The organism is Pantoea sp. X-Soil-TKNS-1207 (assembly GCF_059730485.1).
In genome coordinates this window covers 3,307,026-3,327,447 of the sequence record NZ_AP035958.1, presented here as the reverse complement: position 1 = coordinate 3,327,447, position 20,422 = coordinate 3,307,026, and the positions used below count along the sequence as shown (strand labels likewise).

The 20,422-nt window shown below is 55.5% G+C and carries 11 protein-coding genes, 2 tRNA genes and 3 rRNA genes; 8 read left to right on the top strand and 8 right to left on the bottom strand.

Annotated features, from left to right (window positions below; genetic code table 11):
* The first annotated feature begins 33 nt into the window (after nucleotides 1-33).
* The 7 genes from clpB (at nucleotide 34) to AC6I8V_RS15485 (ending at nucleotide 9,860) form a co-directional block, all read left to right on the top strand.
* On the top strand, nucleotides 34-2,607 hold the full coding sequence (gene clpB / locus AC6I8V_RS15515) for an ATP-dependent chaperone ClpB (RefSeq protein ID WP_497843131.1): 2,574 nt from the start codon (nucleotides 34-36) through the stop codon (nucleotides 2,605-2,607).
* Nucleotides 2,608-3,052: 445 nt separating this feature from the next.
* Nucleotides 3,053-4,594, top strand: a 16S ribosomal RNA gene (locus AC6I8V_RS15510).
* A gap of 73 nt (nucleotides 4,595-4,667) precedes the next feature.
* Nucleotides 4,668-4,744, top strand: a tRNA-Ile gene (locus AC6I8V_RS15505).
* A gap of 149 nt (nucleotides 4,745-4,893) precedes the next feature.
* A tRNA-Ala gene (locus AC6I8V_RS15500) sits at nucleotides 4,894-4,969 on the top strand.
* 197 nt (nucleotides 4,970-5,166) lie between these two features.
* Nucleotides 5,167-8,071: ribosomal RNA gene (locus tag AC6I8V_RS15495) — 23S ribosomal RNA — on the top strand.
* A gap of 103 nt (nucleotides 8,072-8,174) precedes the next feature.
* Nucleotides 8,175-8,290: ribosomal RNA gene (gene rrf / locus AC6I8V_RS15490) — 5S ribosomal RNA — on the top strand.
* Together the 16S, 23S and 5S rRNA genes with 2 tRNA genes alongside form the textbook arrangement of a ribosomal RNA operon.
* Before the next feature lie 265 nt (nucleotides 8,291-8,555).
* Nucleotides 8,556-9,860 carry an MFS family transporter gene (locus tag AC6I8V_RS15485; RefSeq protein WP_497843130.1) on the top strand — a complete coding sequence of 435 codons (1,305 nt, stop codon included), beginning with the start codon at nucleotides 8,556-8,558 and terminating at the stop codon, nucleotides 9,858-9,860.
* Here the strand turns inward: AC6I8V_RS15485 and AC6I8V_RS15480 are convergent, their stop codons facing one another.
* From AC6I8V_RS15480 to trxC, 5 genes are all read right to left on the bottom strand, one after another.
* Entirely contained in the window at nucleotides 9,861-10,181 is a 321-nt protein-coding gene (locus AC6I8V_RS15480) for a YfiM family lipoprotein (RefSeq protein ID WP_497843129.1), read from the bottom strand.
* Between the two features lie 6 nt (nucleotides 10,182-10,187).
* A complete protein-coding gene (pssA, locus tag AC6I8V_RS15475) occupies nucleotides 10,188-11,543 on the bottom strand; it encodes a CDP-diacylglycerol--serine O-phosphatidyltransferase (RefSeq protein ID WP_497843128.1) in 1,356 nt (451 codons plus the stop codon).
* Between the two features lie 117 nt (nucleotides 11,544-11,660).
* Complete coding sequence (locus AC6I8V_RS15470) at nucleotides 11,661-14,318, bottom strand: bifunctional acetate--CoA ligase family protein/GNAT family N-acetyltransferase (protein ID WP_497843127.1); 2,658 nt, start codon at nucleotides 14,316-14,318, stop codon at nucleotides 11,661-11,663.
* Nucleotides 14,319-14,408: 90 nt separating this feature from the next.
* Complete coding sequence (locus tag AC6I8V_RS15465; RefSeq protein WP_497843126.1) at nucleotides 14,409-15,101, bottom strand: tRNA-uridine aminocarboxypropyltransferase; 693 nt, start codon at nucleotides 15,099-15,101, stop codon at nucleotides 14,409-14,411.
* 88 nt (nucleotides 15,102-15,189) lie between these two features.
* The gene (trxC, locus tag AC6I8V_RS15460) at nucleotides 15,190-15,609 is read right to left on the bottom strand and encodes a thioredoxin TrxC (protein WP_497843125.1); all 420 of its coding nucleotides are present in this window, start codon (nucleotides 15,607-15,609) and stop codon (nucleotides 15,190-15,192) included.
* 155 nt (nucleotides 15,610-15,764) lie between these two features.
* On the opposite strand from trxC, the gene AC6I8V_RS15455 reads away from it, so the two are divergent.
* A complete protein-coding gene (locus AC6I8V_RS15455) occupies nucleotides 15,765-16,970 on the top strand; it encodes a tRNA/rRNA methyltransferase (protein WP_497843124.1) in 1,206 nt (401 codons plus the stop codon).
* Between the two features lie 38 nt (nucleotides 16,971-17,008).
* Here AC6I8V_RS15455 and emrB read toward each other — a convergent pair whose 3' ends face one another.
* From emrB to mprA, 3 genes are all read right to left on the bottom strand, one after another.
* Entirely contained in the window at nucleotides 17,009-18,544 is a 1,536-nt protein-coding gene (emrB, locus tag AC6I8V_RS15450; protein WP_497843123.1) for a multidrug efflux MFS transporter permease subunit EmrB, read from the bottom strand.
* 17 nt (nucleotides 18,545-18,561) lie between these two features.
* Nucleotides 18,562-19,734, bottom strand: coding sequence for a multidrug efflux MFS transporter periplasmic adaptor subunit EmrA (gene emrA / locus AC6I8V_RS15445; protein WP_497843122.1), 1,173 nt, complete (start codon nucleotides 19,732-19,734; stop codon nucleotides 18,562-18,564).
* Between the two features lie 150 nt (nucleotides 19,735-19,884).
* A complete protein-coding gene (mprA, locus tag AC6I8V_RS15440; protein WP_013510181.1) occupies nucleotides 19,885-20,415 on the bottom strand; it encodes a transcriptional repressor MprA in 531 nt (176 codons plus the stop codon).
* Nucleotides 20,416-20,422: the final 7 nt, after the last annotated feature.

The following is a 20,422-nucleotide window of genomic DNA, read 5'->3' as shown; positions in this document are numbered from 1 at the left end:
CCAGTAGCATTTTGACCTGTAATGGGAGGAAACATGCGTCTGGATCGTCTTACCAATAAATTCCAGCTGGCCCTGGCCGATGCACAGTCCCTTGCTCTGGGACACGATAATCAATTCATTGAACCTCTTCATGTGATGAGCGCGCTGCTCAATCAGGAAGGCGGATCGGTGCGTCCGTTGCTCAGTGCGGCGGGCGCCGATGTAGCTGGGCTGCGTACCAGCATTGAACAGGCTATCAACCGACTACCACAAGTTGAAGGCACCGATGGCGACGTGCAACCGTCCGCCGATTTGGTGCGTGCGCTCAACCTGTGCGACAAGCTGGCGCAAAAGCGCGGCGACAATTTTATTTCATCTGAATTATTTGTTCTGGCGGCCCTCGATTCACGCGGCTCGCTGGCTGATTTACTTAAATCGGCTGGCGCAACTTCGGAAAAACTCGCTAAGGCCATCGAGCAATTGCGGGGAGGGGAGAACGTGAACGACCAGGGTGCTGAAGATCAGCGTCAGGCATTAAAAAAATACACCATCGATCTGACGGAGCGTGCCGAACTCGGCAAACTCGATCCGGTGATCGGCCGTGACGAAGAGATTCGTCGTACCATCCAGGTGCTGCAACGTCGTACCAAAAACAACCCGGTACTGATTGGTGAACCGGGCGTCGGTAAAACGGCGATTGTTGAAGGCCTGGCGCAGCGCATCATTAATGGCGAAGTTCCGGAAGGGCTGAAAGGCCGTCGGGTGCTGGCGCTGGATATGGGCGCGCTGGTGGCGGGGGCGAAATATCGCGGTGAGTTCGAGGAGCGCCTGAAAGGGGTGCTGAACGATCTGGCGAAGCAGGAAGGCAATGTCATTCTGTTTATTGATGAGCTTCACACCATGGTCGGTGCCGGTAAAGCGGAAGGCGCAATGGACGCCGGCAATATGCTGAAACCGGCGCTGGCGCGCGGTGAACTTCACTGCGTTGGTGCCACTACGCTTGACGAATATCGCCAGTACATTGAAAAAGATGCCGCGCTGGAACGTCGCTTCCAGAAAGTTTTCGTGGCTGAACCGAGCGTTGAAGACACCATCGCCATTTTGCGTGGCCTGAAAGAACGTTATGAACTGCACCATCATGTGCAGATCACCGATCCGGCCATTGTGGCAGCAGCAACGTTGTCGCATCGTTATATTGCGGACCGCCAGTTGCCGGATAAAGCCATCGACCTGATTGATGAGGCGGCATCCAGCATTCGTCTGCAGATCGACTCCAAGCCGGAACCGTTAGATCGTCTGGACCGCCGTATCATTCAGCTCAAGCTGGAACAGCAGGCGCTGAAGAAAGAGTCTGATGATGCCAGTATCAAACGTCTGGAGATGCTGGAAAGCGAACTCGACCAGAAAGAGCGTGAATACGCCGAGCTGGATGAAGAGTGGAAAGCAGAAAAAGCGTCATTAACCGGGACGCAGAACATCAAGGCTGAACTGGAGCAGGCGCGATTGTCTCTGGAGCAGGCGCGTCGTGTTGGCGACCTGGGACAGATGTCGGAGTTGCAGTACGGCAAAATCCCGGCGCTGGAAAAACAACTCGCGGCGGCCACGCAGTCTGAAGGCAAGACGATGAAACTGTTACGCAACCGCGTAACGGATGTTGAGATTGCCGATGTTCTGGCTCGCTGGACCGGTATTCCGGTGGCGCGCATGATGGAAGGGGAGCGCGATAAGTTACTGCGTATGGAGCAGGAACTGCATGCGCGCGTGATTGGCCAGGATGAGGCAGTGGAAGCGGTATCGAACGCGATTCGCCGTAGCCGTGCCGGATTGTCCGATCCTAACCGGCCGATTGGTTCCTTCCTGTTCCTGGGGCCAACCGGTGTCGGTAAAACCGAGTTGTGTAAAGCGCTGGCGAATTTCCTGTTCGACAGTGACGATGCCATGGTGCGTATCGATATGTCCGAGTTTATGGAGAAACATTCGGTATCGCGTCTGGTGGGTGCGCCTCCGGGATATGTCGGCTATGAAGAAGGTGGCTATCTGACCGAAGCGGTACGTCGCCGTCCTTATTCGGTGATTTTGCTGGATGAGGTGGAGAAAGCACACCCGGATGTGTTCAACATTCTGTTGCAGGTACTGGATGATGGTCGTTTAACCGATGGCCAGGGGCGTACGGTCGATTTCCGCAATACCGTGGTGATCATGACCTCCAACCTCGGCTCAGATCTGATTCAGGAGCGCTTTGGTGCGCTGGATTACCCTGAGATGAAGGATCTGGTGATGTCGGTTGTTGGACATCATTTCCGTCCGGAGTTTATCAACCGTATCGATGAAGTGGTGGTCTTCCATCCGCTGGGTGAAAAACACATTGCTTCTATTGCGCAGATTCAGTTGCAGCGGTTGTATCAGCGTCTTGAGGAGCGTGGCTACCAGCTGCACATCTCGGATGCGGCAATCAGGTTGCTGGGCGAAAATGGTTACGACCCGGTTTATGGTGCGCGGCCATTGAAACGCGCCATCCAGCAGCAAATTGAAAACCCGCTGGCGCAGCAGATTCTGTCGGGTGCGTTAGTCCCGGGTAAAACGATTGAGATGGATGTGAACGACGGCGTGATTGCTGCTCATCAGTAATTTTCTGATCATTACGGGCCTTCTGGCCCGTTTTTTATGCCTGTTGCACAGAGATTTGCTGCTATTTGCAACGCTTTGCCTGGAAAGTGAGCGGTCGCGCAAAAAGTTTAAATTAGCGCTTGTCAGCGAGAATTCACGCCCTATAATGCGCCTCCACTGACACGGGAAAGCGGCAACGCAGACGGTCAGCGAGGGACGAAGTGATTCATCCCGCCAGAGAAAATCGCTGAAAAAAGTGATTGACTCTGAAGGAGGAAAGCGTAATATACGCCACCTCGCGACAGCAGCGTAAAGCACTGGTCGCACTGCTCTTTAACAATTTATCAGACAATCTGTGTGGGCACTCGCAGGATTGATATCAAAAGTCTACGGACTTAAAAAATATCAAGTCTCAAGAGTGAACACGTAATTCATTACGAAGTTTAATTCTTTGAGCATCAAACTTAAATTGAAGAGTTTGATCATGGCTCAGATTGAACGCTGGCGGCAGGCCTAACACATGCAAGTCGAACGGTAGCACAGAGGAGCTTGCTCCTTGGGTGACGAGTGGCGGACGGGTGAGTAATGTCTGGGGATCTGCCCGATGGAGGGGGATAACTACTGGAAACGGTAGCTAATACCGCATAACGTCGCAAGACCAAAGTGGGGGACCTTCGGGCCTCACACCATCGGATGAACCCAGATGGGATTAGCTAGTAGGTGGGGTAACGGCTCACCTAGGCGACGATCCCTAGCTGGTCTGAGAGGATGACCAGCCACACTGGAACTGAGACACGGTCCAGACTCCTACGGGAGGCAGCAGTGGGGAATATTGCACAATGGGCGCAAGCCTGATGCAGCCATGCCGCGTGTATGAAGAAGGCCTTCGGGTTGTAAAGTACTTTCAGCGGGGAGGAAGGTGTGACGGTTAATAACCGTCGCAATTGACGTTACCCGCAGAAGAAGCACCGGCTAACTCCGTGCCAGCAGCCGCGGTAATACGGAGGGTGCAAGCGTTAATCGGAATTACTGGGCGTAAAGCGCACGCAGGCGGTCTGTCAAGTCGGATGTGAAATCCCCGGGCTTAACCTGGGAACTGCATTCGAAACTGGCAGGCTAGAGTCTTGTAGAGGGGGGTAGAATTCCAGGTGTAGCGGTGAAATGCGTAGAGATCTGGAGGAATACCGGTGGCGAAGGCGGCCCCCTGGACAAAGACTGACGCTCAGGTGCGAAAGCGTGGGGAGCAAACAGGATTAGATACCCTGGTAGTCCACGCCGTAAACGATGTCGACTTGGAGGTTGTTCCCTTGAGGAGTGGCTTCCGGAGCTAACGCGTTAAGTCGACCGCCTGGGGAGTACGGCCGCAAGGTTAAAACTCAAATGAATTGACGGGGGCCCGCACAAGCGGTGGAGCATGTGGTTTAATTCGATGCAACGCGAAGAACCTTACCTGGCCTTGACATCCACGGAATTCGGCAGAGATGCCTTAGTGCCTTCGGGAACCGTGAGACAGGTGCTGCATGGCTGTCGTCAGCTCGTGTTGTGAAATGTTGGGTTAAGTCCCGCAACGAGCGCAACCCTTATCCTTTGTTGCCAGCGATTCGGTCGGGAACTCAAAGGAGACTGCCGGTGATAAACCGGAGGAAGGTGGGGATGACGTCAAGTCATCATGGCCCTTACGGCCAGGGCTACACACGTGCTACAATGGCGCATACAAAGAGAAGCGACCTCGCGAGAGCAAGCGGACCTCATAAAGTGCGTCGTAGTCCGGATCGGAGTCTGCAACTCGACTCCGTGAAGTCGGAATCGCTAGTAATCGTAGATCAGAATGCTACGGTGAATACGTTCCCGGGCCTTGTACACACCGCCCGTCACACCATGGGAGTGGGTTGCAAAAGAAGTAGGTAGCTTAACCTTCGGGAGGGCGCTTACCACTTTGTGATTCATGACTGGGGTGAAGTCGTAACAAGGTAACCGTAGGGGAACCTGCGGTTGGATCACCTCCTTACCTGAAGATACCTTCCTCCGAAGTGCTCACACAGATTGTCTGATAGAAAAGTAACGAGCAGAAGAACCTCTGCAGGCTTGTAGCTCAGGTGGTTAGAGCGCACCCCTGATAAGGGTGAGGTCGGTGGTTCAAGTCCACTCAGGCCTACCAAATTTCTCCTCACGCTGCGTTATGCGCGGTCGTTTACCGATGTAAACGTCCTGTCCGCATGTGCCGGCTGGGAAGAGATTGCATTCTTTATTTGTCTGAAGAATAGCAACTCGGTTGAGTGGTAGCAGTGGTCTCTGCAGTAACTGTATGGGGCTATAGCTCAGCTGGGAGAGCGCCTGCCTTGCACGCAGGAGGTCAGCGGTTCGATCCCGCTTAGCTCCACCATTACAGTTCTTCAATACTTCAGAGCGTACCGGAAACGGTGTGCTGCGAAGTATTTGCTCTTTAACAATCCGGAACAAGCTGAAAATTTGAAACGACGCGCAGTCGTATTCCTCCGTAATAAGGAATACAGCACGGCGCGTTCGAGTCTCTCAAATGCTTGCAGTCTGCATGCGTTGCAAAACGTCTGTGGGTTGTGAGGTTAAGCGACTAAGCGTACACGGTGGATGCCCTGGCAGTCAGAGGCGATGAAGGACGTGCTAATCTGCGTAAAGCGCCGGTAAGGTGATATGAACCGCTATAGCCGGCGATGTCCGAATGGGGAAACCCGGTGCACTCAGTGCATCATCGTTAACTGAATACATAGGTTAACGAGGCGAACCGGGGGAACTGAAACATCTAAGTACCCCGAGGAAAAGAAATCAACCGAGATTCCCCCAGTAGCGGCGAGCGAACGGGGAACAGCCCAGAACCTGAATCAGTTTGTGCATTAGTGGAAGCGTCTGGAAAGTCGCAGGGTACAGGGTGATACTCCCGTACACAAAAATGCACTTACTGTGAGTTCGATGAGTAGGGCGGGACACGTGGTATCCTGTCTGAATATGGGGGGACCATCCTCCAAGGCTAAATACTCCTGACTGACCGATAGTGAACCAGTACCGTGAGGGAAAGGCGAAAAGAACCCCGGCGAGGGGAGTGAAACAGAACCTGAAACCGTGTACGTACAAGCAGTGGGAGCCTACTTGTTAGGTGACTGCGTACCTTTTGTATAATGGGTCAGCGACTTATATTCTGTAGCAAGGTTAACCGTATAGGGGAGCCGCAGGGAAACCGAGTCTTAATTGGGCGTTAAGTTGCAGGGTATAGACCCGAAACCCGGTGATCTAGCCATGGGCAGGTTGAAGGTTGGGTAACACTAACTGGAGGACCGAACCGACTAATGTTGAAAAATTAGCGGATGACTTGTGGCTGGGGGTGAAAGGCCAATCAAACCGGGAGATAGCTGGTTCTCCCCGAAAGCTATTTAGGTAGCGCCTCGTGAACTCATCTCCGGGGGTAGAGCACTGTTTCGGCTAGGGGGCCATCCCGGCTTACCAACCCGATGCAAACTGCGAATACCGGAGAATGTTATCACGGGAGACACACGGCGGGTGCTAACGTCCGTCGTGAAGAGGGAAACAACCCAGACCGCCAGCTAAGGTCCCAAAGTCATGGTTAAGTGGGAAACGATGTGGGAAGGCACAGACAGCCAGGATGTTGGCTTAGAAGCAGCCATCATTTAAAGAAAGCGTAATAGCTCACTGGTCGAGTCGGCCTGCGCGGAAGATGTAACGGGGCTAAACCATGCACCGAAGCTGCGGCAGCGACACTATGTGTTGTTGGGTAGGGGAGCGTTCTGTAAGCCGTCGAAGGTGGACTGTGAGGTCTGCTGGAGGTATCAGAAGTGCGAATGCTGACATAAGTAACGATAAAGCGGGTGAAAAGCCCGCTCGCCGGAAGACCAAGGGTTCCTGTCCAACGTTAATCGGGGCAGGGTGAGTCGACCCCTAAGGCGAGGCTGAAAAGCGTAGTCGATGGGAAGCAGGTTAATATTCCTGCACTTGGTGTTACTGCGAAGGGGGGACGGAGAAGGCTAGGTTATCCGGGCGACGGTTGTCCCGGTTTAAGCGTGTAGGCGTGTGCTCCAGGCAAATCCGGTGCACTTTAACGCTGAGGCGTGATGACGAGCCACTACGGTGGTGAAGTAACTGATGCCCTGCTTCCAGGAAAAGCCTCTAAGCTCCAGGTAACACGAAATCGTACCCCAAACCGACACAGGTGGTCAGGTAGAGAATACCAAGGCGCTTGAGAGAACTCGGGTGAAGGAACTAGGCAAAATGGTGCCGTAACTTCGGGAGAAGGCACGCTGGCGCGTAGGTGAAGGGACTTGCTCCCGGAGCTGAAGCCAGTCGAAGATACCAGCTGGCTGCAACTGTTTATTAAAAACACAGCACTGTGCAAACACGAAAGTGGACGTATACGGTGTGACGCCTGCCCGGTGCCGGAAGGTTAATTGATGGGGTTATCCGCAAGGAGAAGCTCTTGATCGAAGCCCCGGTAAACGGCGGCCGTAACTATAACGGTCCTAAGGTAGCGAAATTCCTTGTCGGGTAAGTTCCGACCTGCACGAATGGCGTAATGATGGCCAGGCTGTCTCCACCCGAGACTCAGTGAAATTGAAATCGCTGTGAAGATGCAGTGTACCCGCGGCAAGACGGAAAGACCCCGTGAACCTTTACTATAGCTTGACACTGAACATTGAGCCTTGATGTGTAGGATAGGTGGGAGGCTTTGAAGCGTGGACGCCAGTCTGCGTGGAGCCAACCTTGAAATACCACCCTTTAATGTTTGATGTTCTAACGTAGGCCCGTAATCCGGGCTGCGGACAGTGTCTGGTGGGTAGTTTGACTGGGGCGGTCTCCTCCCAAAGCGTAACGGAGGAGCACGAAGGTTGGCTAATCCTGGTCGGACATCAGGAGGTTAGTGCAATGGCATAAGCCAGCTTGACTGCGAGAGTGACGGCTCGAGCAGGTGCGAAAGCAGGTCATAGTGATCCGGTGGTTCTGAATGGAAGGGCCATCGCTCAACGGATAAAAGGTACTCCGGGGATAACAGGCTGATACCGCCCAAGAGTTCATATCGACGGCGGTGTTTGGCACCTCGATGTCGGCTCATCACATCCTGGGGCTGAAGTAGGTCCCAAGGGTACGGCTGTTCGCCGTTTAAAGTGGTACGCGAGCTGGGTTTAGAACGTCGTGAGACAGTTCGGTCCCTATCTGCCGTGGGCGCTGGAGAATTGAGGGGGGTTGCTCCTAGTACGAGAGGACCGGAGTGAACGCACCACTGGTGTTCGGGTTGTCATGCCAATGGCATTGCCCGGTAGCTAAGTGCGGAAGAGATAAGTGCTGAAAGCATCTAAGCACGAAACTTGCCCCGAGATGAGTTCTCCCTGACTCCTTGAGAGTCCTGAAGGGACGTTGAAGACGACGACGTTGATAGGCCGGATGTGTAAGTGCAGCGATGCATTGAGCTAACCGGTACTAATGACCCGTGAGGCTTAACCTTACAACGCCAGAGGCGTTTTGGTTGAGAGACCAGAGAATTTTCAGCTTAGTTCAAACGGATTGGTTCGCATGGCCTGAGAGGGCGGTGCGGATAACAGAATTTGCCTGGCGGCTGTAGCGCGGTGGTCCCACCTGACCCCATGCCGAACTCAGAAGTGAAACGCCGTAGCGCCGATGGTAGTGTGGGGTCTCCCCATGCGAGAGTAGGGAACTGCCAGGCATCAATTAAGTGGAAAAGCCCTGAACGCAAGTTCAGGGCTTTTTTACGTCGGTAAAAACTGCGCGGCATGATTTCTCGCGTAGATTTAGCGTGAAATACCTGAAAAGATCGGGTAAATCGCGTAGCAACCGACTCCGGATTTCATTGTAAAACTCCTTCTTTGTCACATTTCCTCACACAAAATGTAGTCCAGCCCATCTAACGGACCCACACATGCTTTACTGAATCTTTTGGCGTTTATTATTCGCATGGAAAAGAGGTAAGCATGACAGACTCTCTACAACAAAAAGTAGTACAGTCGGAAACGGCATCCGTCAGTAAACAACGCATCTGGGCGATTGTTGGCGCATCCTCCGGCAATCTGGTTGAATGGTTCGACTTCTACGTTTACTCCTTCTTCTCACTCTATTTTGCCCACGTCTTTTTCCCCGCGGGCGACACCACGACACAATTACTGCAAACCGCCGGGGTATTTGCGGCTGGTTTTTTGATGCGCCCGATTGGCGGCTGGTTATTCGGCTATATTGCTGACCGTCACGGACGCAAAAGCTCCATGCTGATCTCCGTATGTATGATGTGCCTCGGCTCGCTGGTGATTGCCTGCCTGCCAGGATACGGTGAAATTGGCATTGCGGCACCGACGATTCTGCTGCTGGCCCGTATGTTTCAGGGGCTTTCGGTGGGGGGAGAATACGGTACCAGCGCCACCTATATGAGTGAAGTGGCACTGGAAGGACGTAAAGGCTTCTATGCCTCATTTCAGTACGTGACCCTGATCGGCGGTCAGCTGCTGGCGGTACTTACCGTGGTGGTTTTGCAACAGATCCTCAGCGATGAGCAGCTGCACAGCTGGGGCTGGCGCATCCCATTCTTCCTCGGAGCCGTACTGGCGGTAGTCGCGCTCTGGTTACGTCGCTCACTTAATGAGACGTCAGAGAAAAAACACCGTGAACATCGTGATGCAGGCAGCATCCTGGGTTTGCTACGCAATCACTCGCGCGCCTTTCTGATGGTGCTGGGATTCACTGCGGGTGGCTCGCTAAGCTTTTATACCTTCACCACCTATATGCAAAAATACCTGGTGAATACCGCCGGGATGGATGCCCGCACGGCAAGTGGCCTGATGACGGGAGCGCTGCTGGTGTTTATGTTGATTCAGCCCGTTATCGGAGCGTTATCCGATAAAATTGGTCGTCGCGCTTCGATGATGATTTTCGGCGCGGGGGCGGCCATCTGTACCGTGCCGATTCTGATGCTGCTACAGAACGTGCAAAGCGGCTGGCTGGCGTTTCTGTTGGTGATGCTGGCGTTATTGATTACCAGCTTCTATACCGCCATCAGCGGCATTCTGAAGGCAGAGATGTTCCCGCCCGAGGTGCGTGCGCTAGGCGTGGGGCTTTCTTATGCGCTAGCGAATGCGATTTTTGGTGGTTCAGCCGAATATGTGGCGCTGCTGCTGAAAAAAGAGGGCATTGAGACCAGTTTCTTCTGGTATGTGTCGGCGATGGGCGCCCTGGCGTTTCTGGTTTCGCTGGTGCTGCACCGCAAAGGGAAAGGGATCGCGCTGTGATTACTGGCTCAGGTTCCACAGCGTTGCCCCGGCGGCGGCACCCGCCACATCCCAGCTGAGATCTTTCCAGCTCCAGCCGCTCCCCGCGGGGCGGCTGTCAAACCACTCTTTGCCGACGCCAAAGCTGAGTGAGAACATCAAACCGAATTGGGTGCTTTGCGCGCGGCCATAATGCTGACGCTGCGCAAATTCGCTGCCTGCGGCGGCCAGTGCTGCGGAGCCAAAGAAATGCTCGGCTTTATCTTTTCCGGTCCAGTTGTCCTGCGCGACGTGTGCACATCCACTACAAAGCACAGCCAGGCAGAGGATAAGCACACGCATCAGGCATCACAACAGGCGGCTGATTAAGCGATCGATACGGATACGGCGCAGACGACGAATCAGTTTACGCACTTTTGCCGGATAATCGGCAATGCTCTCCAGCTCGCGGAAATGCTGCACCACGGTGGTATGGGTCCGGATCAGCGCCAGTTCCTTGTCGCGTTGATCGGCCAGCTGATTCAGCGGATCGTGGATCAGCACGGCATTCTCCAGATCGAGTCGCCAGGCGCGCGGATTGAGGTTGTTGCCGGTGATCATCATCCATTCGTCATCCACCCAGATGCCTTTAAGGTGATAGCTGTTCTCGCCATCTTTCCACAGGCGCACCGTCAGCTGGCCGTTATTGACGTAATATTGCAGACGGCTGAGGAAACGGCGCAGGTTGATCTCATAGAGATAAGGCAAGGCTCCGATGATCTTAAACGGCTGTTCCGGTGGGATATAGAAATCGTTGGCGGTCTTATCGCCGATGATGATCTCCACCTCTTTGCCCTGACGCAGCAAATGGATCAGATTGCGTACCAGGATCGCGGGTAGGTTGAAATAAGGCGTGCACAGGGTGAGCTTGCGCTCAGCACAGGGCATCAAATGGAAGATGGTTTTGTTCAGCAGGCTGCGTTTGCCCAGCCCGACCAGCGGCGTGACGGTCAGCGTTTCATTGCCCGCGTTGCCGGTGAACTGATAGTTGAAGCCACGCAGATCCTGGCGGAACTGACGGGTTTCATTTTTGATTTCCGGGCTGGAAGGGCGCTCGGACTGATCAAGACGGTTCACCGCATCAGATTGCTTTAGGTTTTCGCAGATCCACTGATACATGGTATCGGCCAGCTGCGGGTTGCGAATCAGCTGGTAGCGGTCATAACGGTATTTATCATGCTGATGCAGATAGACATCATTGAGGCTGGCACCGCTGTACAGCAGCGTGTCATCAATGATGAAGCCTTTCAGATGCAGTACGCCCAGCGCTTCACGGGTATTCACCGGGATGCCATAGACCGGAATCGCGATATCAGGATGCTGTGTCGCCATCTCGCAATACCAGTCGGCATTGGTGACGCCGCGTGCAGCGCCGATACGACCACGCTGGGCACGATGCCAGTCCACCAGGATGCTGATATCCAGTTCAGGCCGAGCCTGACGCGCAGCATACAACGCCTGCATCACGCCGCGCCCGCCATCATCGTTTTCCAGATACAGGGCAGCGATGCAGATACGTTTTTCTGCAGCAGCAATTTTCGTCAGCAGGGTTTCACGGAACTCAGCGGGCGAGTAGAGCGTGGTCACATCCGACACGGATTGTGACAGTTTAGGCAGCTGTGCGAGGTGTTGTTGGTGTTTATTGCGTTTAAATTTAGACAACATCACGGTGCACTTCTTCTCTGTTCATCGCATGGCCTTTTGCCATCAAATCATGATCCTAACGCTAAATGATAACATCAACCGGCCCACCAGGGGGGATTTTTACCTTTCTCTACAAGGTTAGTCGATGAGATCATTTAACGGTAAATTGAGGCTGACAATTCCGTCATCCAGTTGAATATTAACGCGAAAGTTAAGCTTCCGCGCGAGGGTAATCATGCCGGTATTGTGCGGCATGGTGATACCGTTCAATTGTTGCAGACCATGATCGCGGGTATAGCGAATCATCTTCTCCAGCAAACGCCTGCCCATGCCCAGCCCCTTCAGGTCCGAACGCACCAGCACCGAAAACTCGGCATCGATGTTGTCGGCATCAGAAATGGCGCGGGTTACGCCGATGATCTCATCGCGATCGGCCTGCCGACGCACCGCGACAATCGCCATTTCGCGGTCATAATCAATCTGCGTCATATTCGCCAAATCTTCATGGGTGAACTCATTGATCTCACTGAAGTAACGATAGTAGAGATCTTCTTTGGTGACCTGGGCGATGAAATCACGCAGCAGCGGCTCATCTTCTGGCAGGATTGGCCGGAACAGACAGTGCTGGCCATCTTTCAGCTCGACCTGCTCCTCCAGATGATGAGGATAGGGGCGGATTGCCAGCCGGGCTTCGTTATCGCCCTGGAAAGGGGCCAGCTGGAGCGTGACATCCAGCAGGGTGAACTCTTCGCCCGCAGCCAGCAGCGGATGAATATCGAGGCGCTGGATCTCCGGGCAATCCACCACCAGGTTCGATACCTGCACCAGCAACTGGCTGAGGGCAGGGATATTCAGCGGCCGTAGCGCACTGCGGCTGCGCACTTTGCCACTCTTCATCGCCTGGATCACCAGATAACGCGCCAGCGTCATATTCAGTGGCGGCAGCGCGACGGCGGCCTGTTTATCCGGCTGCCACTCCACACCGCCTTCACCGAGCAAAATAATCGGTCCAAACAGCGGGTCCTGCTCAACCACCACCCGCAGCTCCTGCGCGCCAGCGCGGTTGGCCATACTCTGTACCAGCAGACCATCAATACGCGCCTGCGGATGGGTTTGTCGTACACGATCGAAAATCGCCTCGGCAGCCTGTTCGACTTCGGCAGCGCTGCGCAGGTAAAGCATCACGCCCTGAACTTCCGACTTATGGGGAATATCCGGCGAACGCAGCTTAAGCGCCACCGGAAAACCAATCTGCCCGGCAATACTGGCCGCTTCGCCGCTATCGGCGGCAATCCAGGTGGGCAGCGTTGCCAGTCCGTAAGCCTGCAACACCGGTTGTACTTCGTGGGTATCCAGTGTGGTGATGCCCTGATCCAGCGCCTGTTGAATCAGCCGATGCGCCTGGGCGCTATTCTGCGTCAGCCACAGCGGCAGCGCCGGGGTTTCACGCAGCTGCTTCTGGTTACGGCGATATTCCACCTGATGCATAAACGCCGTCACCGTACCTTCCGGCGTGCGCCAGGTAGGAATGCCAGCCTGGGTGAAGGCGCGCCGCGCCGCCTGCGAGGAGAATTCGCCACACCAGTTGGTCAGCAGGGTCACCTGCTTACCACGCGGATGGCGCGCCACCGCCGCAATAATCTGCTCGGCGGTATCACTGGCGGGCGATACGGCGCTCGGGGCGTGAATGATCATCAACGCATCCAGCTCATGGCTATCCAGCAGCTTCCCGATGCAGGCCACGTAACGCTCGGGCGTCGCGTCATCTTTCAGGTCGAGCGGATTGCCGCGTCCGACCCCTTCCGGCAGCAACGCCGCCAGCGCCTGCAAGGTTTCGTCACTCAGCGTCGCCAGCTTGCCGTTGCGGGCATACAGCTCATCCAGCGCCAGCGCCGCCGGGGCTGCGCCGTTGCTGATGATCATCAGCCGATCGCCGCGCAGCGGGCGCATATGGCTGAGCGATTCGACCGCGGAAAACAGTTCATGAGTATCCTGCACGCGCAGCAGACCGGCACGCTGAATAGCCGCATCCCAGGCGGCATCCAGCCCGCTATGGGTGCCAATCATCGCCTGCGCCTGATGGCTGCGCCCGCTTTTGATCACCAGAATCGGTTTATTGCGCGAGGCGCTGCGCGATGCGGAGACAAAACGACGCGCGTCGCTGAGATGTTCCAGATACAGCAGGATGGCGCTGGTTTTGCCGTCGCGCGCGAGAAAATCGAGCAGATCGTCAACGTCAATATCAAGGCTATCGCCCAGCGCGATAAACCAGGAAAATCCCAGATTGCGCTGCTGCGCCCAGTCGAGAATGGTGTTCGATACCGCCGCCGATTGTGAAATAAAGGCAATGCGCCCTTTAGCGATGGGCACCGGAGAAAAGCTGGCATTCAATCCCTGCCAGGGCGCAAGCAATCCCAGGCTGTTGGGGCCGAGCAGGCGAATTTGCCACTGACTGGCGCAGGCTTTGAGTTCCTCCAGCTGGCTGGCGGGCGCGGAGAGGATAATGCAGGCTTTGCAGCCTTTCTCCCCCAGCTGTTGCAGCAGCTCAAGGTTGCGTTTCGCGTGGGTACAGATCACCGCGAGATCGGGGGCGAAGGGCAGGCTGGCGATATCCGGCCAGGCGAGCACGCCGCTTACCGCTTTGTATTTCGGCGTCACCGGCAAAACCGGACCGCTAAAACCGCCTGCCAGCAGGTTACGCATCATAAAGTAACCGGCACGCCCCGGTTTCACCGAGGCACCAATCACCGCAATTGATTTAGGTCGTAACAGCGCTTCCAGTCCGCGTTGGCTCATCGTGCACTCCTGACATCGTGATTGCGGTGATTGTAAACGCTTTTTGCGTCACTTGCCGATTCGCCGATCGCAGGCTGAGGATCTCGTTATTTAAAGGTCTTCATTGATCGCGTGGGCAGGATGATGCGGTTTTCCGGCCAGATAAGCCTGACGGAACTGCGTGAAATGCTGTTGCAGAGCGGTGGCCGCGGCGCTATCCCCGGCCTGTTCCAGCAGCGCGGCGGCCACTTCGGCGGTGCAGTGCTGGCCTTCACCGTGGGCTTCGCGCAGCGTATAGCGCGAGGGGGTGGTGACATTTAGCGACATCACCGGAAAAGCGTCCAGCCACGGGCTTTTGCGGAACATCTTGCGCGCTTCGGTCCAGGTGCCATCGAGCATAATAAATAGTGGCGGCTTGCCGGTTTGCGGCGGCTCGGTCAGGACGGTACGACCGGGATCGGCATAGGAGGCCGGAAACACCACCAGCGGCTGATAATCACTCATCTGCACCGCCTGCAATAGCGCGTCATCCGGCTCGGTGCGTGACCAGCCAAACGCCAGCGTATCCGGCAGAATATCGGCGATTAGCCGTCCGGTGTTGCTGGGCTTCATCGGCTCGGTATCAAACATCACCAGGCAGAAGCGGCTGCGGGCGGTCTGTGGCTGTAACGAGGCGCAGACGCAGTGCCGATGCGGCAGCAGGCAGCCCTGACAGCGCATGACGCGATTACCGCGAGCAAGGAACGGGCGCGTGGCGCGGGCAAGACGTTGCGCACGCAAACGCAGAACGGCATTTTCAGACATAACACTCAGGCGGGCAGAAAAAATGCAATTGTAATGGAAATGGCGCAGAAAGGTAATAAGGCCAGCACGGGGCTGGCCTGCGGGAGCATCAGAGCGATTCGTCGAGCCATTCGTTAAATGGCGCTTTGGGCATCGCACCGCTTAGCATATCGACCATTTTGCCATCCTTAAACAGCATGATGGTGGGAATGCTGCGAATGCGGAAGCGCGAACTGAGTGCCGGTTCGGCTTCGGTGTTGACCTTTATAAAGCGCACTTTACCCCGGCGTTCATCGGCGACATCTTTGAACACTGGCGCGAAGTTCACGCAGGGGCCGCACCACGGCGCCCAGAAATCCACCACTACGGGCAGATCGTCCTGCAACAATTTATCCAGCGTCGCGGTAGTTGCGTTCACCACTTCACCGCTGAACAGTTCGCCGCCGCAGCGGCCACATTTGGCTCCGTCGGCAATGCGTGCTTCGGGCACGCGATTGGTTGCCTGACAGGAGGCACATACCGTATTCATAGTTACCTCAGACCGGACCTGTAAATTTACGATTGCTAAGCATTATGAAAGGGTTGAATGCTATGCTCAATCTGGATTACCCAATAGGTTCAATAGTTGATAGCTAAGCGCCGACACATCAGGTAATCTTCGCGCTCTCAATGCTGGAGGAACAGATGAACGACGAATTTAAAGGCAAAAGCGGCAAGGTAAAAGTGATGTATGTACGTGGCGAGGATGAGGGCCAAAATGGCTCGCGTGCTCCGAATCCCCGTACCGGCAAAGGCGGCCGTCCTGCTGCGCGCCAGGAAGATAATCGTCGTTCAGGCCCACGCACTGAGCGTAATCAGGAAGATAATCGTCGTTCAGGCCCACGTACTGAACGCAGTCAGGACGATAATCGTCGCTCGGGTCCGCGCACTGAACGTAATCAGGACGATAATCGTCGTTCAGGTCCGCGTACCGGACGTAATAATGAAGAAGGCGGCCGCAACGCGGGTCGTCGCAACGATCGTGAAAACGACAATCGCCAATCGCGCGGCTATGAAGACTCACCGTGGCGTACCGTTTCCCGCCCGCCAGTGGTTGAAGATGCCCCGGCCGATGAGGCGGGTATCAGTAAGCCCGTGATCGACCCGGAGCAGATCCGCCGTCAGCGTCAGGAAGAGACGCGCGTTTACGGGGAAAATGCCTGTCAGGCGTTGTTCCTCAGCCGCCCGGAAAGCATCGTACGCGCCTGGTTTGTGCAGAGCGTCACGCCGCGCTTCCGCGAAACATTGCGCTGGCTGGCCGCTAACCGAAAAGCCTATCACGTCGTCGACGATGCCGAGCTGGCTAAAGCCTCCGGTACCGAACATCACGGCGGCGTCTGCTTCATTATCAAAAAGCGCATGGGTATGGCGGTTTCTGAATGGTTAAGCCAGGCCGAAGCGAAAGATTGCGTGCTGGCGCTGGAAGATGTCAGCAACCCGCATAACCTTGGCGGCATTATGCGTAGCTGTGCGCATTTTGGCGTGAAAGGTCTGCTGGTCAATGATGCGTCGCTGCTGGAGTCAGGCGCGGCGGTACGTACCGCAGAAGGCGGGGCCGAGCACGTCCAGGCGATCAGCGGCGAAAGTTTTGCTGCCGGTCTGGAAGCGTTCCGCAAAGCGGGTTACACCATCGTGACCACCTCAAGCCATGAAGGCACGCCGCTGGCGAAAGCTGAGCTGCCGGCCAAAATGGTGCTGGTGCTGGGTCAGGAGCGCGAAGGTCTGTCCGATAGCGCCTTCCAGCAGGGGGATATGAGCCTGTCGATTGGCGGCACCGGCAACGTAGAAAGTCTTAACGTGTCGGTCGCAACCGGCATCCTGCTTGCCGAATGGTGGCGACAGAACGCATAAAAAAAAACGGGCCATAATGGCCCGTTTTGCTTTCTGGCTTAGTGTGCACCACCGCCGCCACCGCCCGCACCAAACGGCGGACGTGCGAACCAAATCAATACCAGCAGAATGATAAACACCCCGGCTGACGCCCAGAAAATCTCATTGGCTGAGATAATCAGACCCTGATTGGTAATCTGCTGCGCGATGTACGCGGATGCCTGTTGATGCGTCATGCCGATGCTTTCCAGCTGATCGTAGGTCTGCTGCGAATTGACGTTGAACGGGTTTACCGACTCCGACAAATAGCTGTGGTGCATCGATTCACGATCGGTCCACATGGTCGTGGTGATCGACGTACCGATAGACCCCGCCAGCGTTCGCACAAAGTTCGACAAACTGGACGCGGCCGCCATGCGCTCCGGCGGTAATCCCGACAGCGTAATGGTGGTCAGCGGCATAAAGAAGCACGCCACCGCGAAGCCCTGAATAAACTGCGGCCATGCCGAAGCACCAAAGTTCATCCCCGGCTCAAAGGTATACGCACGCCAGTAGAAACACACCGCATACATAATAAAGCTGAAGGTCACCAGACGGCGCATATCCAGCTTATGGGCGAAACGACCAATAATCGGCGACAGAATCACCGGAATGATCCCCACCGGCGCGGACGCCAGCCCGGCCCAGGTTGCGGTGTAGCCGTACACTTCCTGCAACAGCTGCGGCAACAACACAATCGAGCCGAAGTAGAGCATATAGGCGAGACTGATCGACAGGCACCCGATGGTGAAGTTTCGCGATTTAAACAGCGAAAGATCGACGATCGGATGCTCATCCGTCAGTTCCCACACCAGTAGCACCGCCAGGGCTACGACGGCGACCACGGTCAGCACAATGATTTCAGTGGAGCTGAACCAGTCCAGCTCTTTGCCCCGGTCCAGCATCACCTGCAGGCAGCCAATACCGACCACCAGCAGCACCAGACCGACCATATCAATCGGACGAATGGCGGTGGGCGTTTCACGGCCACGCAGGGTTTGCAGCGTCAGCATCACCACCACCACGCCAATCGGCACGTTGATGAAGAAGATCCAGCCCCAGTGATAGTTGTCGCTGATCCAGCCGCCGAGAATCGGCCCGCAGATTGGCGCCACGATCACCGTCATCGCCCATAACGACAGCGCAACGCTGCGCTTCGCCGGGGGATAGTTGTTCAGCAGCAGACTCTGCGACAGCGGAATCAGCGGCCCGGCCACTACGCCCTGGATGATACGGAAGAAAATCAGCATCGACAGACTTTCTGACATACCACACGCCCAGGAGGCGATGGCGAACAGAATGGTCGCCCAGGTAAAGAGTTTCACCTCACCGACGCGCTTCGCCAGCCAGCCGGTGATCGGGATCGAGATGGCGTTTGCCACCCCGAATGAGGTAATCACCCAGGTGCCCTGCGAGTTCGAGGCACCGAGGTTACCGGCGATGGTAGGGATCGCCACGTTAGCAATCGTCGAGTCGAGTACCTGCATGAACGTCGCCAGCGACAGGGCGATGGTCATCAGAACTAACGGCGCGCCTTCAAGCGGTTTTTGTGCCATAACAGCCTCCCGCGTTATTAACCGGCGTTGGCACGAACGATGTCAGTGATCATCTGGTTAACCGGCGCGAGGTCGATTGCCAGCGCGTTGCTTTCATAAGCGGCCTGTGCACGTACGCTGCTGGCCAGTGACGCGCCATCTTTATTGGTGGTATCCACTTTTACCAGCGTCGAGAGACCGATACGCAGCGGGTGTTGCGCGACTTCTTTCGCATCCAGTTCGACACGCACCGGCAGGCGCTGAACCACTTTGATCCAGTTACCGGTGGCGTTCTGGGCAGGCAGCAGCGAGAAGGCACTGCCGGTACCCATATCCAGACCGACCACTTTGCCGTGATACTCCACATCATCGCCGTAGATATCGCTCACTACCGTGGCAGGCTGACCAATGCGTACTTCCGCCAACTGCGTTTCTTTGAAGTTCGCATCGACCCACAGGTTAGTCGCAGGGACGACCGCCAGCAGCGGGGTGCTGGTGGAGATTTGTGAACCCACCTGCACGCTACGGCGTGAAATATAACCATCCATCGGGCTGCGAATGTCAGTACGTTGCAGCGCCAGCCAGGCATCACGCAGTTCTGCGGCGGCCTGTTTTACGGCGGGCTGATTTTCCAGCGACGTATTGAGGATCATGGCCTGATTGGCGTTGTACTGCTGCATCGCTACATCAAGCTGTGCTTTGGCCGTGGCCACCGCATCACGCGCGTGCTGCAACTCTTCACGGCCGATCAGGTTAGAGGCGCCCAGCGGCTCGCGGCGTTTCAGGTCCTCTTCGGCCTGATCCAGCGCGGTTTGCTGCAATTTGATGCTGGCCTGGTACTGCTTGCCATTGATCATCAACTGATGCGTCTGGCGTACGCTGGTGGCCAGGGCGGTTTGCGCTTTCTCGAATGCCTGCTCAGCATCGGTCTTATCGAGCGAGACCAGTACATCCCCTTTTTTCACGAAGTCAGTATCATCGAACCAGACTTTGTTTACGCTGCCGGAAACCTGGGCCATCACCTGCACCTGGTTACCGGAGACATAAGCATCATCGGTTTCCTGGAAGTGACGCAGCACCAGGAACCAGTAAGCCAGATATGCAATGCCAATTATTACAAACACGATCGCCAGCAGGATCAGCGCACCTTTGCGCTTCTTCTTGTTATTCGCTGGCTGTTGCGGGCTTTGAGCTTCCGCTGTCGCACTCATGTCGTTCTCCACGTTTTCCATTTTTTCGGGGTGTGTTCATCCATCAACACGGATTCCCGAGTCGAAAAAAGCCAGCGCTTGAGACGCTGGCCGGATAAAAGGGGACTAAAATATCGGTTTCGACAGGTGATTGTGTCGCACTTCTTGCTATTAGCGTGACAGAGAGGCGATGAGTTGTTCTTCGTCCATTTTGTCGAGGCGGTTAAGCAACTTACGCGTGATGGCTTCCAGCTGCCCCTGCTCGTCAGAGGAGAGGGATGACCACAGATATTGCAGGCTCTGGTGCTGCGGCGGCAGCAGCTGGCGCAGGAACTCGTTGCCTTTCTCGGTCAGATGCAGATGCAGGCAGCGGCGATCGTTATCGCTCTCGCGACGTTCAATCCAGCCACGTTTTTCCAGTTCATCGGCAATACGCGTGGCGTTAGTGCGGGAAGAACCCAGCGCGGAACTCAGTTCTGACGGCTGGATACTCTGGTTTTCCTGCGCGTCGAGGGTGATCAGCGCCATGAATAAGGTTTCGTTAATTCCCTGCGCCTTCAACATTTTGTTGCGATTATCCAGCAGTTTTCCCTGCATGTGCATGCACAGACGCGTCAGGATAATCTCCTGCAATGGAAAATCTTTGTGGCGAGTAGCACGGATGTTTAGCATCTGCTCAATGGGAGTAAACGAACTTTCCATTCTAAAA

Coding starts and splice junctions, on each gene's coding strand:
- trxC (WP_497843125.1), bottom strand. CDS start 15,609: ATGAATACGGTATGTGCCTCCTGTCAGGCAACCAATCGCGTGCCCGAA.
- mprA (WP_013510181.1), bottom strand. CDS start 20,415: ATGGAAAGTTCGTTTACTCCCATTGAGCAGATGCTAAACATCCGTGCT.
- AC6I8V_RS15485 (WP_497843130.1), top strand. CDS start 8,556: ATGACAGACTCTCTACAACAAAAAGTAGTACAGTCGGAAACGGCATCC.
- clpB (WP_497843131.1), top strand. CDS start 34: ATGCGTCTGGATCGTCTTACCAATAAATTCCAGCTGGCCCTGGCCGAT.
- pssA (WP_497843128.1), bottom strand. CDS start 11,543: ATGTTGTCTAAATTTAAACGCAATAAACACCAACAACACCTCGCACAG.
- emrA (WP_497843122.1), bottom strand. CDS start 19,734: ATGAGTGCGACAGCGGAAGCTCAAAGCCCGCAACAGCCAGCGAATAAC.
- AC6I8V_RS15465 (WP_497843126.1), bottom strand. CDS start 15,101: ATGTCTGAAAATGCCGTTCTGCGTTTGCGTGCGCAACGTCTTGCCCGC.
- emrB (WP_497843123.1), bottom strand. CDS start 18,544: ATGGCACAAAAACCGCTTGAAGGCGCGCCGTTAGTTCTGATGACCATC.
- AC6I8V_RS15470 (WP_497843127.1), bottom strand. CDS start 14,318: ATGAGCCAACGCGGACTGGAAGCGCTGTTACGACCTAAATCAATTGCG.
- AC6I8V_RS15480 (WP_497843129.1), bottom strand. CDS start 10,181: ATGCGTGTGCTTATCCTCTGCCTGGCTGTGCTTTGTAGTGGATGTGCA.
- AC6I8V_RS15455 (WP_497843124.1), top strand. CDS start 15,765: ATGAACGACGAATTTAAAGGCAAAAGCGGCAAGGTAAAAGTGATGTAT.